The sequence below is a fragment of the Alteromonas alvinellae genome, from assembly GCF_902705805.1.
The window spans coordinates 21,230-35,004 of record NZ_CACSIH010000133.1 but is presented as its reverse complement, the minus strand read 5'-3'; the positions used below and the strand labels follow the sequence as shown (position 1 = coordinate 35,004).

14 protein-coding genes are annotated in these 13,775 nt (G+C 46.4%); 10 read left to right on the top strand and 4 right to left on the bottom strand.

Annotated elements, in window-relative coordinates:
* Nucleotides 1-196 precede the first annotated feature (196 nt).
* A complete protein-coding gene (gene rsmD / locus ACX5KA_RS10270) occupies nucleotides 197-868 on the top strand; it encodes a 16S rRNA (guanine(966)-N(2))-methyltransferase RsmD (RefSeq protein WP_458731063.1) in 672 nt (223 codons plus the stop codon).
* Between the two features lie 156 nt (nucleotides 869-1,024).
* On the opposite strand, the gene ACX5KA_RS10265 is transcribed toward rsmD, so the two are convergent.
* On the bottom strand, nucleotides 1,025-1,606 hold the full coding sequence (locus ACX5KA_RS10265; protein WP_039217981.1) for a YjaG family protein: 582 nt from the start codon (nucleotides 1,604-1,606) through the stop codon (nucleotides 1,025-1,027).
* Nucleotides 1,607-2,209: a YhgN family NAAT transporter gene (locus ACX5KA_RS10260; protein WP_039217984.1), complete on the bottom strand. Its 603-nt coding sequence runs from the start codon at nucleotides 2,207-2,209 to the stop codon at nucleotides 1,607-1,609.
* Between the two features lie 558 nt (nucleotides 2,210-2,767).
* On the opposite strand from ACX5KA_RS10260, the gene ACX5KA_RS10255 reads away from it, so the two are divergent.
* Nucleotides 2,768-2,950 (top strand): hypothetical protein, encoded by a 183-nt coding sequence (locus ACX5KA_RS10255; RefSeq protein ID WP_014950994.1) that lies wholly within the window; start codon nucleotides 2,768-2,770, stop codon nucleotides 2,948-2,950.
* Between the two features lie 198 nt (nucleotides 2,951-3,148).
* Here the strand turns inward: ACX5KA_RS10255 and pepB are convergent, their stop codons facing one another.
* The gene (pepB, locus tag ACX5KA_RS10250; RefSeq protein WP_458731062.1) at nucleotides 3,149-4,432 is read right to left on the bottom strand and encodes an aminopeptidase PepB; all 1,284 of its coding nucleotides are present in this window, start codon (nucleotides 4,430-4,432) and stop codon (nucleotides 3,149-3,151) included.
* 224 nt (nucleotides 4,433-4,656) lie between these two features.
* Between pepB and sfsA the strand changes: the two genes are divergently transcribed.
* From sfsA to panC, 7 genes are all read left to right on the top strand, one after another.
* The gene (sfsA, locus tag ACX5KA_RS10245) at nucleotides 4,657-5,373 is read left to right on the top strand and encodes a DNA/RNA nuclease SfsA (protein ID WP_039217989.1); all 717 of its coding nucleotides are present in this window, start codon (nucleotides 4,657-4,659) and stop codon (nucleotides 5,371-5,373) included.
* Between the two features lie 240 nt (nucleotides 5,374-5,613).
* Entirely contained in the window at nucleotides 5,614-6,063 is a 450-nt protein-coding gene (gene dksA, locus ACX5KA_RS10240) for an RNA polymerase-binding protein DksA (RefSeq protein WP_014950997.1), read from the top strand.
* Nucleotides 6,064-6,136: 73 nt separating this feature from the next.
* Nucleotides 6,137-7,060 carry a tRNA glutamyl-Q(34) synthetase GluQRS gene (gluQRS, locus tag ACX5KA_RS10235; RefSeq protein WP_458731061.1) on the top strand — a complete coding sequence of 308 codons (924 nt, stop codon included), beginning with the start codon at nucleotides 6,137-6,139 and terminating at the stop codon, nucleotides 7,058-7,060.
* Between the two features lie 98 nt (nucleotides 7,061-7,158).
* Nucleotides 7,159-8,478: a polynucleotide adenylyltransferase PcnB gene (gene pcnB, locus ACX5KA_RS10230; RefSeq protein WP_458731060.1), complete on the top strand. Its 1,320-nt coding sequence runs from the start codon at nucleotides 7,159-7,161 to the stop codon at nucleotides 8,476-8,478.
* Nucleotides 8,471-8,968 carry a 2-amino-4-hydroxy-6-hydroxymethyldihydropteridine diphosphokinase gene (gene folK / locus ACX5KA_RS10225; RefSeq protein ID WP_014951000.1) on the top strand — a complete coding sequence of 166 codons (498 nt, stop codon included), beginning with the start codon at nucleotides 8,471-8,473 and terminating at the stop codon, nucleotides 8,966-8,968. The genes pcnB and folK overlap by 8 nt, the downstream gene beginning before the upstream one ends.
* 57 nt (nucleotides 8,969-9,025) lie before the next feature.
* Entirely contained in the window at nucleotides 9,026-9,820 is a 795-nt protein-coding gene (gene panB, locus ACX5KA_RS10220; RefSeq protein ID WP_014977593.1) for a 3-methyl-2-oxobutanoate hydroxymethyltransferase, read from the top strand.
* An 11-nt stretch (nucleotides 9,821-9,831) separates the two neighbouring features.
* Nucleotides 9,832-10,683: a pantoate--beta-alanine ligase gene (panC, locus tag ACX5KA_RS10215; RefSeq protein ID WP_458731059.1), complete on the top strand. Its 852-nt coding sequence runs from the start codon at nucleotides 9,832-9,834 to the stop codon at nucleotides 10,681-10,683.
* A gap of 116 nt (nucleotides 10,684-10,799) precedes the next feature.
* On the opposite strand, the gene panP is transcribed toward panC, so the two are convergent.
* On the bottom strand, nucleotides 10,800-12,434 hold the full coding sequence (gene panP / locus ACX5KA_RS10210) for a pyridoxal-dependent aspartate 1-decarboxylase PanP (protein WP_458731058.1): 1,635 nt from the start codon (nucleotides 12,432-12,434) through the stop codon (nucleotides 10,800-10,802).
* Nucleotides 12,435-12,997: 563 nt separating this feature from the next.
* Between panP and ACX5KA_RS10205 the strand changes: the two genes are divergently transcribed.
* Nucleotides 12,998-13,729: an EAL domain-containing protein gene (locus tag ACX5KA_RS10205; RefSeq protein WP_458731057.1), complete on the top strand. Its 732-nt coding sequence runs from the start codon at nucleotides 12,998-13,000 to the stop codon at nucleotides 13,727-13,729.
* Nucleotides 13,730-13,775 lie beyond the last annotated feature (46 nt).

Sequence of the window (13,775 nt, the reverse complement as noted above, 5' to 3'; positions counted from 1 at the left end):
GGGCCTCTTCTTCCGCTTGGGCTTTCGCCTGCGCTTCAGCTTCTGCCTTTAAGCGAGCTTCTTCTTCCGCTTGGGCTTTTTGTTTCTCTGCTTTCTTGTTCTTACTGAACCAGCCAAAAAGTTTCGACATCGTTAGGACAAATCCTTATAAATTCTTAGCAATTTCGGCTACACTTGCCGCCTAATGTATGAACGCATGATACCATTGTCAGCCACTATGAAGCGAGTTTCTCGCCCTACTCGGGCACCATCTTCTGCAAAAAAACGTCTTTCACCAAAAAATGGGAAAATAAAGGGCGCAAATAGCCCTGGGCAAATACGCATTATTGGTGGTCAATGGCGTGGTAGAAAGTTACCCGTACTTAATGCAGAAGGGTTGCGGCCAACCACAGATAGAAATAAAGAAACCTTATTTAACTGGTTGATGCCTTTTATCAACGATGCACGCTGCTTAGATGTATTTGCGGGTTCTGGTGGTTTGGGCTTAGAAGCATTGTCTCGCTATGCCGCACATTGCGATTTTATAGAACTCGATAAACAAGCGGCAAGTCAACTCAACAGCAATCTTACGTTGCTAAAAGCAAACGACCAGGCATCGGCTGCTGTCCATCAAGGTGATGCACTCGGTATTTTAAGCGGTATTAGCACAACACCTTACGACATTGTTTTTGTCGACCCGCCATTTGCAAAATCATTAGTCGCGCCTACGCTTGCAGCGTTAGAGGACAACAAACTTGTTCAAAGCGGTAGCGTGGTGTATTTAGAGCACGAAAGTACGTTAACAACACCCGCTCTTCCCGCCCATTGGCAGATTATTAAAGACAAGCAAACGAGTGCGCTTCGCTATATGTTAATTGAGGTAAGCTGATTGACGTAGCGCAGTTGAGCTTGAATTCGCTGTGAGTTTTGGCTAAACACTCGGCATGCAAAACAAAAGGCGCTAGAGAAAAAGGCGCATGAACTACACATGTACATGCACGAAGCCTAGCAATAGTTTTAGCTAGGCTAATCTCACATCGTTAATTTATTGAAGTTCGAGACCAATATTTGAGATACCAGCTTCCAAGGCAAGGGCTTTCATCTCATCTGCCGCTTTCGCTGGGTACTTAGCTTGCTCAACATAATCAAGCAGTTCGTTTTGTACCTCAACTTCAAACGCCATCAACGGATGCTCTTTTACGGTCTCGTCGTCCGCCTCTTCACTTTCTAGTAAATAGGCTTCAACACTGCCTTGAGACAATTTACTGATCACCACCGCACCTTGTGGATCGTCTCCCGCCATCAAGTTAAGAAGCCCGGCTAACCCAATCGCCGCATCAATGGCCGGATAAACTCCGTAATTGTCGTGTTCGCTGGTGTCGGGCGTAGCAACTTCCACTTTCTCTAGCTGTACAGCAATATTAAATTTACTTTTAGGAGACTTCAGCGTTTCCCACACTAAGTTTAAACAGTTGCGCAGTGCGCTTGCATCACCACTTTCCGTTAACTCACAAAAAAGCGTGTAGTTGGGTAGCATACGCTCAAGTAATGCAGCACCGAATGCAACGGCTTTCCAGCCTTCCAAGGCGCGAACGCGCCCAAAGGTATTAAGTTTTTGCTTTGCCATTTAAAGTGCTCCAGTGGCATGCATGAAATATTGGGTAACGCCATCCAGCAACATTTGGATAGCAATCATAACTAGGATCATACCCATTAATCGCTCCATCGCAACTAGGCCACGCTCTCCTAAAATTTTATGAAATACATTTGAGAATAATAAGATCACTGCGCTAATTGACCACGATGCAGCAAGCGCAATTGACCAGTCAACCATCCTGTCTGGCGCTTGATTAGCTAGCAGAATTAATGCTGCTAGTGTTGAAGGACCAGCAATCATAGGAATAGCAAGAGGCACTAAAAAAGGTTCTTCCCCCACCGCGAGTCCACTTGGATTACCAGAAGATGGAAAAATCATCTTCAGCGCAATAAGAAATAAAATTATCCCCCCAGCAATACTCACAGTTTCCTGCTCAACATTTAAAAAGTTGAGTACCGACTGGCCACTAAATAGGAATAAAAATAAGATAGCAAGTGCAAATAACAACTCTCGGATAAGGATAAACTGACGTCGTTTCGGCTCAATCGATTTAAGCACCGACATGAAAACCGGCAGGTTACCGAGAGGATCCATGATCAGAAAGAGCATAACGGCAGCGGACCAAGTATCCATTTATTTTCTGTCTCCAATGAAGAGCGTGAACTCAGTTTAAGCATAAACCCAAGAGTATAACTCAAGATGCATGCTGAAAGATGGTTTTGGCGCGCAATGGTAAACCAAGCGATGAGAGTTAAAAACACCTTTTAACATTCTGTGGCTATTCTTTATCGCGGTTATACCAGCCCGTATAGGTAGTTACCCACTTAGCGTGACTTTAAATATTTACGATTGCGGCGTGTTACCGCAGCTGTAGTGGCGCTATATCTAGATGACATAACAAAAGAATCGCTAAAAATACTCGAAAAAAAGAAAAAATAAGCTTAACTAAAACAATAGAGAGCAGCATTAGGTAGTTGCAGGAAATAGCAACATCCGCGATGTTTCTTGTAGACGTTACACCAGGCGCAACAATCTATCTTAACCAGTTGCTTGGAATTTTGTTCGCCTTTTAGGTAATGTCATAGGAACAGCGCTTCTGATGTAATGATAAAAGATGTTCAGCTTTGTCCAAAGCAGAGGCCTTGTTAATACAAAACAATAACTATAACAATCAGAATAGGAAAAATTGCAATGAGTTTGATGACAGTTAAAGAAGTGGCTGCATTTTTAGGGGTTCAAGAGGTACGCGTAGAGCGTCTTGAGCGCGAAAGTCTTTTGGTTTCGAAAGATAAAGACACCGACGGTAATCCACTTTTCGATAGCGGCGATGTTGAACGCTATAAAACCTTGGCCGAGCGCTTAGGCGGCATCTAATTTACATAAGAAAGGCGTGATTTTTTGCAAAATCACGCCTTTTTATCCTTAGCGCAGAACTATGTGAGTTCGAGTAACGCTACTCGCTTTTAAGCTGCGCAATCACACTGTATAAAACGCGAGTTGGGAATGTCGTAAAAGTTGAAGTCAAAAACAAGCAGCGTTCGACGGCCATTCACACCGCCGAGAGCTGATTTTTTATGCACTAAAGTCTTTTAGCATTCTCGCGATTGAGCGAATGCCTTTAGCTGTAGCCCCTACCGGCATTTCTGATGTTGCCCCGCCATGGTAAGCCGCAGCTAAATCTAAATGTACCCAGCCTTCAGGCTTAACAAAGCGAGACAAGAAGCCCGCTGCGTTTGATGCGCCGCCTCCACCGCCACCTTTCATCGGGCGGCTGTTTGCGGTATCAGCAAACGCCGATGGACAGCGCTCTGCGTGAAAATCTTCAAGAGGTAGTGGCCAGAAACGTTCGTTTTCTGCTTTTGCTGCTTTGAGCATTTGTTCGCGGGCATTGTCATCTAACGAGAATACGCCGTGATAATCAGAACCCAAAGCAACCACTGCAGCACCGGTTAGCGTTGCCGCATCAATAATTAACGGCGCGCCCGTCTCAGTTGCTGCCATTAAGCCGTCAGCTAACACCAAACGTCCCTCTGCATCGGTATTAACCACTTCAACGGTTACCCCATTTTTGTAGGTAAGTACATCACCCAACTTATAAGCATGACCGCTAATGAGGTTTTCTGCACAGCACAAAATAAGCTGAATACGCTTTTCACTGCCTTGAGAAATAGATAGCCCTAATGCGCCAGTTACCGTCGCTGCGCCGCCCATGTCACATTTCATATCTAACATGCCTTCGCTTGATTTAATGCTGTAGCCACCGCTGTCGAAGGTGATGCCTTTTCCAACTAGCACGGCATCAACTGGCGCATCCGTATTACCTTTTGGGTTGTAATCAAGTACCAGCATTGCAGGCGGACGTTCACTACCGCGGCCCACATTATAAATGCCAATCCAGCCCTGCTCTTTAAGATCTTCACCTACCGTCATTGAGTAGGTTACCTTGTCACCACCCAGTGACTTAAGCCACTGTGCTGCTCGGGTTGCTAAGGTTTCAGGGCTTAGATCTTCAGGTGTTTCGTTTACCAGCTGACGGGTAAATAGTAGCGCCGCATATTCTCGCTCTAGCGCTTCTTTGTCAGCCGTTTCGGCCCATTTTATTGACGCTGGTTTGCGGGCACGCGTGAAGCTAAGTGCAAAAGCCCACTGCTGCTCTTTGTGCCATTCACCGCTTAGCGTGACTGCTGGCAAGCTTAAGCCATCTAGCTTTCTTGCCGCTTGCTGAATTAAACGCTCGTTAAGCTTGTCGTCGGGCAGGTGAATAACTGCACCTGATTCAGTGAAAGAAAGCTTAGCACTCTCGCCCCACACTGCTTCAGCACTGTTTCTAGAAAGGCTAACGGTAAATTCTGCCATCGCGTTTTATTCCTTATTACATCGTTATATTATTGCAAAGCGCTTTTTGCGCTTGCATAAATGTTTGTTACTCTTTGGCGCCTTGTTGACTGCGCTTGTTGTTCGCTCACCGCATACGCTTTGTTCGCTAAGCGCATACGCTATACGTGCTCGTTCAAAAACACACATATCAATTAGCGAAACACACTAACGTGTTTTCACCTACATTCTAAAAAAGGCGACACATGAAGTTTTCACCTTCCTTATTACGCGGCACCCTTATAAAAAGGTACAAGCGATTTCTTGCCGATGTTGAGTTAGACGACGGCACTATTGTAACTGCACATTGTCCAAATACTGGCGCCATGACTGGCTGTGCGGTTCCTGGATACACTGTCTTTTTAAGTGAGTCCACCAACCCTAATCGAAAACTCAAGTATACCTGGGAGCTAGCCCAAACATTTGATGGCCACTTCATCGGCATTAATACGCACAATGCTAATAAACTGGTGGCGGAAGCGCTAGATAACAAGGTGCTAAGCGAATTTTCAGACATCACGGATTGGAAAGCAGAAGTAACACCGCCAACCGCCAATAGTCGGTTCGACTTTGCATTAAGTCGAAAAAATGCCGAACATCAGAGTGTTACTGAGTATATGGAAGTTAAATCCGTCACCTTAGCAGATGAAAACAAAGGGTTCTTCCCCGACGCAGTCACTCAACGCGGCGCGAAGCACTGTTTAGAACTTGCTCGTTTATCTGACAGTGGTATAAAAACCAATCTATTATTCTGCGTACAACACACCGCCATCGAAAGTGTACAAGTGGCCGAGCATATTGATCCAACTTATGCAGAAAGCGTAAAGATTGCCGCTGACGCTGGTGTAACGGTTTTAGCGGCAAGCTGTATAATAGACGAACAAAAAATCCTATTAAATCAAACACTCCCTTTGATTTTATAAAAAATAGGTTGATTTTTTTCATTTCGGCTTCATATTTGCGCCTTGTTTTAGTGGGAGAACGCACTAATGCGTTTGCTGGTAGCCAGCTGGTTAAATGAAAAACACCTGGCTAATTTATGAAAGCAATACACCAGCATAATAATTACATAGACACGATTGATTGCCTGAAGATGTCGAGTCTGATATAGATATCGGTCCAATCAGGACAAGATGGATGTCGTAGTGTAGGAGATGTGGCAGATGCCAACAGGAAAAGAAACAAAATCCCTAGGACTATTAGCGCTGGCAGGTTTACAGCCGTACGAGCCAAAAGCTGACGAAGAGTATATGGGCGAGCCCCAAATGGAGCACTTCCGTCTATTGCTTAAAGCATGGCGCAACCAACTTCGTGAAGAAGTTGACCGTACGGTAACACACATGAAGGATGAAGCAGCAAACTTCCCTGATCCTGTAGACCGTGCAGCTCAAGAAGAAGAGTTCAGCCTTGAGTTACGTACACGTGACCGTGAGCGTAAGCTAATAAAGAAAATTGAAAAAACGCTTAAGCGAATTGAAGAAGACGATTTCGGCTTCTGTGATCAATGTGGTATCGAAATTGGTATTCGTCGCTTAGAAGCGCGTCCTACAGCAGATTTATGTATCGACTGTAAGACCATGGCTGAAATCAAAGAAAAACAACTTCAAGGTTAAGTTACTAACCTCGATTACGTTGATATAGAAAGCCTCATCCCGAAAAGATGGGGCTTTTTGTTAAGCCTTTATTATGCATAACCACTATGTAGGGCGCTTTGCTCCCTCTCCATCCGGCCAACTTCACTTCGGTTCGTTAGTTACCGCTGTTGCCAGCTACCTAGATGCCAAAAGCCATAACGGAAAATGGCTGCTACGCATGGAAGATATAGACGAGCCGCGCTGTATTGAAGGTGTAGATAAAGACATACTCACTACACTAGAAGCCCACGGCCTGTATTGGGACGGCGACGTCATCTATCAAAGCCAACAACATGCCCGTTATCAAGTGGTTCTCGATGACTTACTTACACAACAAAAAGCCTATTTTTGTACCTGCACACGTAAGCAAATTAAAGCCATGGGCGGTGTTTATAACGGCCACTGTCGAACTGAGCCAGTACACTCCACCACACAGGACTGTGCAGTTCGTTTAAAAGTAGATACGCAACTTGAAGCCTTTGATGACGTGCTTATGGGCAAAGTTATGCCTTCTAATTCAAGCACTGATTTAATAGCGGAAGACGTAGTGCTGAAACGACGAGATGGCTTATTTTCGTATAACCTTGTCGTGATTTTAGATGACGTATTTCAACAAGTTAACCATGTCATTAGAGGGTGTGATTTAATTGATGTCACGCCTTTGCAGCGCGCCGTGTACCACACGCTGGGCTATTGTGCTCCCGAATACGGTCACGTGCCGGTCGCTGCCGTGGCACCAGGCAGAAAACTAAGTAAACAAAACCGCGCAGCGCCGGTTAAAAACGAAACAGCCTTAGATAATCTCGTGCGTGTGATGCACTTTTTAGGCTTTTCCTTTCCAAATGCGTCAGAATTTGGTGATATTGATTCAGCGCTTAAGGCGGCTATTTCAATGTGGGATAGGAAAAAAGTAGTGAAAACACCCGAAATTATTGTTCCACAGCATGAATCCACTTATTATAGCGAACCTTTATAGTCTGCGGAGATACCATCATCATTCATCGTGTTTTTAAATCTGTTAAGCGCGCTTTTTCAAAAGAGAGTTCGTCTCCTAACGCTTTAAAGCCAAGGACTATGACCCGTGGAGAACACGGTATATCTCGCGAAGACGTAAGCGCAAATGCATTGAAAGTAATGTATCGCCTTAATGGAGCTGGCTTCGAATCCTATTTGGTAGGAGGCTGTGTACGCGACATTTTGATGGGTCACGAACCAAAAGATTTCGACGTGGTGACGAACGCCACACCTGAACAAATTAAAGGCTTGTTCAGAAATTGCCGCCTTATCGGCAGGCGCTTTCGTTTGGCCCATATTGTGTTTGGCCGTGAAATCATTGAAGTAGCCACGTTCCGCGGGCATCACCAAGAGTCAGACGAAGACGACAACCTTCCCAAGGGGAAGGCTGTCGCAAAGCGCGACGCTCACGGTCAATTAGTACGCGATAACGTATTCGGCACCATTGAAGAAGATGCTGAACGCCGTGACTTTACCTTTAACGCCATGTATTACAGCGTGGCAGACTTTACGGTAAAAGACTTCGCTAATGGCTTAGCCGCCATAGAAAAACGAGAAGTTGAGCTTATTGGCGACCCGGAAACACGCTACCGTGAAGATCCGGTACGCATGCTACGTGCGGTGCGCTTTGCCGTTAAGCTTGGCATGCGCATTGAAGCAAAAACCGCTGCACCGATTAAGTCTCTGGCCAACCTTTTACAGAACATTCCACCTGCGCGCTTGTTTGAAGAAACCCTTAAACTGTTTTTATCGGGTAAGGGAGAAGAAACCTTCTTAATGCTGCACGAATACGGCTTAATCGAGCCTTTGTTCCCTCAGCTAACGTCGTTTTTGAAAGATGAAAACAGCCGTGAAATGCAGTTTGTACGTCGCGTACTTGCCAATACCGACGAGCGCATTAATAGCGACCAGCGAGTTACGCCAGCGTTCCTTTACGCCGCACTACTGTGGTATCCGGTTGAGGAAGAGTCACAACGCTTACAAAGCGAGTCTGGCTTAAATGCTCATGATGCATTTAATATTGCATCAGGCGAGGTTATCTCACGTCAAACACAACGTATTATGATCCCTAAACGCTTCTCTACCGTGGTTCGGGACATCTGGATTTTACAGCAACGTCTACCTAAGCGCTTTGGCCGTCGCGCTTTCCAATTGCTCACGCACCCTAAATTTAGAGCTGGCTATGACTTTTTGCTTGCCCGAGGCCAAATTGAAGGTGGCGATCTATTAGAGCTAGCTCAGTGGTGGACGCACTTCCAGCACGCTGACAACGGTAAGCAGAAAGGCATGCTTAACGCCCTTCGCAAAAGCGAAGGCGGCGCAAAAGGTGCCCCGCGTAAGCGCAAGCGTAAACCAGCGAAGCGAGGTCCTGATGCATAAAGAGCACGTTTACATTGGTGTAGGTAGCAACCTCGGCGATAGCCAAGGAAAAGCCCAGCGCGCGTTTGATGCGATAGGTCAAATAGAAGACACCCGCGTACTTAAAACCTCTTCACTTTATTCCAGTAAACCGATGGGGCCGCAAGACCAACCTGACTATATTAACGCGGTGTGCTTAATTGAGACCTCGTTAAAGCCGCACGGCTTATTGAAGCAGCTGCAACGCATTGAGCTGGAAGAAGGCCGTGAGCGCAAAGGTGAGCGCTGGGGACCACGCACGTTGGATTTGGATATTTTGTTGTACGGCAGCGAAACTATCGACACCGCAGACTTAATCATTCCCCATTACGGCATGGCAGAGCGCGAGTTCGTTATGGTGCCGCTGTTTGAAATTGCGCCCAATATGGTTATGCACGATGGCAAACCCATCTCGGCATGGGTCGCTAACTGCTCGCTGGATGGACTTCGTCGCCTGCGCTCTTCCAATTAGCGGCAAAATCCGTATAGTTCGCCACACGATACCAACAACATCAATCTGAGACATGTCATGAAGAAAGTAACTGTATCGGGCTTGCTTAAGAAAAAGCAGGCCGGGGAAAAGATCACCTCTTTAACCGCTTACGACGCCAGTTTCGCCAAAATGTTCGACGAACAAGGTGTTGACGCCCTTCTTATTGGCGACTCTTTAGGCATGGTCCTTCAAGGTGAAGACGACACCCTACCGGTAACCATCGATGACATTGCCTACCACACGAAAAGTGTGCGTCGCGGCACTGAACGCGCCTTCGTATTAGCCGATATGCCGTTTATGTCTTACGCCACTCCTGAGCAAACCTACGCCAATGCAGCAAAGCTAATGGCTGCAGGTGCAAGTATGGTTAAGATGGAAGGTGGAAGCTGGTTGTGCGACACCATCAAAGGCTTAAACCTGCGCGGCGTACCTGTGTGTGGCCATTTAGGCTTAACGCCTCAGTCAGTGCACGTTTTCGGTGGTTTTAAAGTACAAGGCCGCGAAGCGAGCCAAGCTGAAAAACTGCTTAGCGAAGCGAAAGCGTTGGAAGAAGCCGGTATTCAGTTATTAGTTCTTGAGTGCGTGCCTTCATCGCTAGGCAAAGCAGTTAGTGAAGCCCTAACCATACCGGTAATCGGTATAGGCGCAGGCAAAGATACTGACGGTCAAATTCTGGTGATGCACGACATGTTTGGCATCAGCGCGAACTACATGCCGAAGTTTTCAAAGAACTACCTTGTAGAAACCGGCGATATGCGCAAAGCCGTATCAAAATATATTGAAGATGTGCAAAGCGGTGCGTTCCCATCGGCTGAACACAGCTTCGAGTAATGAGGTAAATTATGAAGGTGGTTGATAGTATTTCAGCATTGCGCGACACCGTAAATACGTGGCGTCGAAATGGTGAAACCGTAGGTTTTGTACCCACTATGGGCAACCTGCACGATGGTCATCTCAAACTAGTTAAAAAAGCGAAAGCGCACAACGACAAAGTGGTGGTTAGCATTTTTGTTAACCCCATGCAGTTTGGCGCGAACGAAGATTTAGACGCCTATCCACGCACTATCGAAGAAGATAAAGCTAAGCTTATTTCTGTGGGTGCAGACGCGGTGTTTTTACCTAGCGTAGCGGAAATGTATCCGGCAGGTCTGGATGCGCAGACGTTCGTTGAAGTGCCCGGTATTTCAGACTCGCATTGTGGCGCCAGTCGCCCTGGCCATTTTCGCGGCGTCGCTACCGTGGTGACCAAGCTTTTCAACATGGTACAGCCCGACGATGCGTTTTTTGGTGAAAAAGACTTCCAGCAGCTACAAGTTATTCGCGCGTTAGCTCGCGATTTATCAATGGCAGTGAAGGTTCACGGGGTGCCTACTGAGCGCGAAACGTCAGGCTTGGCAATGAGCTCTAGAAATGGCTACCTGACGGACACTGAAAAAGCGACGGCGAGTGCTATTTTTGCAGAAATGCAGCGCTTAAAAGCGGGCATAGAAAGTGGTAACACCGACTTTGTTGAGCTTGAAAATGCCATGGTCAGTAACCTTGAAGCAAAAGGCTTTAAGAAAGACTACTGTCAGGTAGTTAACGCCGCCACCTTTGAACCTGCTAGCGATAGCGACAAAGAATTAGTTCTGCTTGTTGCTATGTTTATGGGCAAGACACGCTTAATTGATAATATGCAAATTACGCGAGATTAAGCGTAATACCAATCCTCGCGGATAATCTCGAACTACAAAAGAAAACGCCCGATGCATGACTCCTAAACAGAGCCTGTATCGGGCGTTTTTTTGTGTGTTGCTGTTAAAGTCGGCGGTTAAGACGCAACGGTTTCTGTTTCGCGAACTAAATCCATTAGCTCTTTCCAAGCCTGTGTCTCTTTCGCAATTAAGTGTTGCTCAGCCAAAATTGCGGCCAAGTCGTTATGGCTAGTAAGCGGATTCGCTAACACTACGCGAAACACGGTAATACACTGGGAAGGGTAATCCGGCGCTTCCAGGCGAGTACGAGACACAAAAGACTTACCTGCTTCACGCTGCTGCTTTTGTACCGCAACAACAAGGGCGTCAACCTTCTCATTAATAGCGTTGCGGGTTTTAGCATTCACATGCTTCAGCTTTTCCTGCACTTCAGCGGGACAAACGCGATAGGTCAACAAAGAGAGAATAGGTGTGGTCGTCAATTCAAAGTCTTGGGCTTTATCAATCATCTGCGCAAAGTCTTTGGCTTTATCAATGCTGCGATCAATAAGTAGCTCGTACCCTTTGCGACCGAATATATGCAGCGCCGAGTACACCATCATGGCCATACCGTTTCGGGAGCCTTCAAGCGTGGTAGCACCTAAGTCTTTAGAGCCTGCACGCAAAATATATTGCGCGTGATGTCTTACCGCATTGGCATTTTGTGGGTCTTTGAAAAGCGCCATTCCTGCGCCCATTGGCACGTACATTTGCTTATGTGCATCAATAGTCACTGAGTCTGCGCGTTCAATACCTTTTAGTCTGTCGCGATAGCGCGCCGAGAACAGCGTAGCGCCGCCCCAGGCTGCGTCTACATGGAACCAGCAGCCTAACTCTTTGGCTACGTCAGCAAGTTCGTCTAGCGGGTCTACATGCCCCGTTTCAGTAGTTCCGCCTACCCCTACAATCGCCAGAAGCTTATTGCCTTCCTCTTGATAACGCTTACCGATGCGAAGGGCTTTCGCTGGGTCGAGGGTTTGTTTCGGCGCGGGCACAGTTAACAACTGCTCGCGTCCTAATCCCAGTACATCCACAGCCTTTGAGAGCGAATAATGGCCGCGCTTGCTGCACATCACGCCTAAATTATTAATATCGTAGTGGCGATAGGCTGCGGCAAGACCTGCTTTAGCCACACCTGAAAACCCTTTTTGGGGGCCAAGTAATTTGTTGCGAGCCACCCATAAGGCAGTGATGTTGGCAATGGTTCCGCCAGAGCAAAAAGCGCCTAAAGAATGCGCGGCACTGTGTAAGTGCTCATCATAAAAGTCCTGAGGCTGGTCGTACACAAGGTTGTGCATCATACCCAGTACTTGACGTTCAAGCGGCGTAAAGGCTTTAGAGGTTTCTATCTTAACCAGGTTCTGATTAAGCCCTACCATTAACTTAGAAAGCGGCAGATGAAAATAAGGCAGCGCTGAGGTCATGTGACCGATAAAGGTAGGGGAATAAGTATTAACAGAATGCGCAACGAGCTTGTCTAGCAAGCTTTCAGCATGAGTAGACACGAACTCAGGTGATTCAGGCACCTTAGAGTCTGAAAAGTCTTTTTCAATTTCTTCTAACGACGTCTTCTTTGTCACTACGTGCTGCGACAAAAAATCTAAGATATTGTCAGATAAATGCTGCTCTATTTGAGCCAGCTTTGAGTCTTTGTGTTCAGGTTTGGTAAAGACCCTAAACAGGTGCTCTAAACTAACTTGCGCTTCACCCACTCAACACACCTCATACTTAAAACAATCACACATTTCGCTTACATTCATTGGGCGAAATCAACAGGCGGTTTTGTAGGACACCGGCCTGACACTTACTTTTCCTTTTAGCCAACTAGCTTGCGACACAATTATTTTGCGACTGGTGCAGCTACTTAACCAATATATCCCTTAACGGTACATCGGTAGGGCTAATGCGCGTTGACGCGGTCCATTCGTTGCCAAACCTGAAAACTTATCACAATACTTTCAGGGTGTCGCACTTTACATCAGATTGCAATGCTCGCCAAGGGGCAGACACCGCCAATTCGTTGTCATATGTGAAACATTCAGACTAGTTAGTCAATTTTTTTAATTTATGAGTTTGTGCACGAACCCAATTGGCTCAACGTCGCAAGGCTAAGCCTAACGCCAGACTTCTTTCAAATTAGTACCGCAAAACTTTGCACTCTCAGCTATATTTAATTTATGAATAGTATCAATGTGTGACCTTCAATACCCGTTAAGAGTAGGTGTAAAAAGCGTGTCGGTCATTAATAGATACACAAATGCAAGGAGGTCGGTTTATGCCTATACGCGAAATATCCGAGGATTTCTCCATAGAAGATATTGTTCCTTACTTTCAGCCCATTGTTGATTTAAACAGCCACGGTGTGTGGCGGTATGAGTGCCTGGCACGTCTCATTACCCGAGGCGATAAAACGTTTCTTCCCAGCGAGTTTCTTTATCTTATTGAACGAGAGCAACATGTAAACACGCTTGCGGCGAGTATGTTTGTGCAATGTGCTAGCTATTTTCACGACGTCAATATACCTTGGAACATCAATATAACTGCCAATGATCTCCAAAACCAAGAACTTACCAATACCCTTATCACCCATTTAGCTAGCTATCCCACGCCCGAGCGCGTAAGCATTGAAGTGAGCGCTTCTACTGCCCTATCCAATCCGAAAAACCTCACTGCGTTTATCGAAAAAAGTATGCATGTGGGACTGGGCGTTTTCATCGACAACGTTGGGTCGTGTCCGGGCAATATACGTGCGCTAATGAACTTGCCGGTTCGAGGGATTAAGCTCGCTGGCGGGCTAATTAAACACTATGACGAACAAGAGGCAGTGAGGGAATATGTAGACTATCTGCTGTCGCTATGTGAACGCGATGGAGTAAGCACTATTGCCGAGCACGTAGAAGATGAGGTGCATCTAGAACGCGTAAAACGCCTGCCCATTCGTTATGCACAGGGGTATGTGTTTAGCCCGCCTATGGCAAACGTGCGTCGTGCCACTGCGCGCCATTAACGGGCCTCTACGCCAGAACTAAAGCACACGGGGCGAGATGTTCATT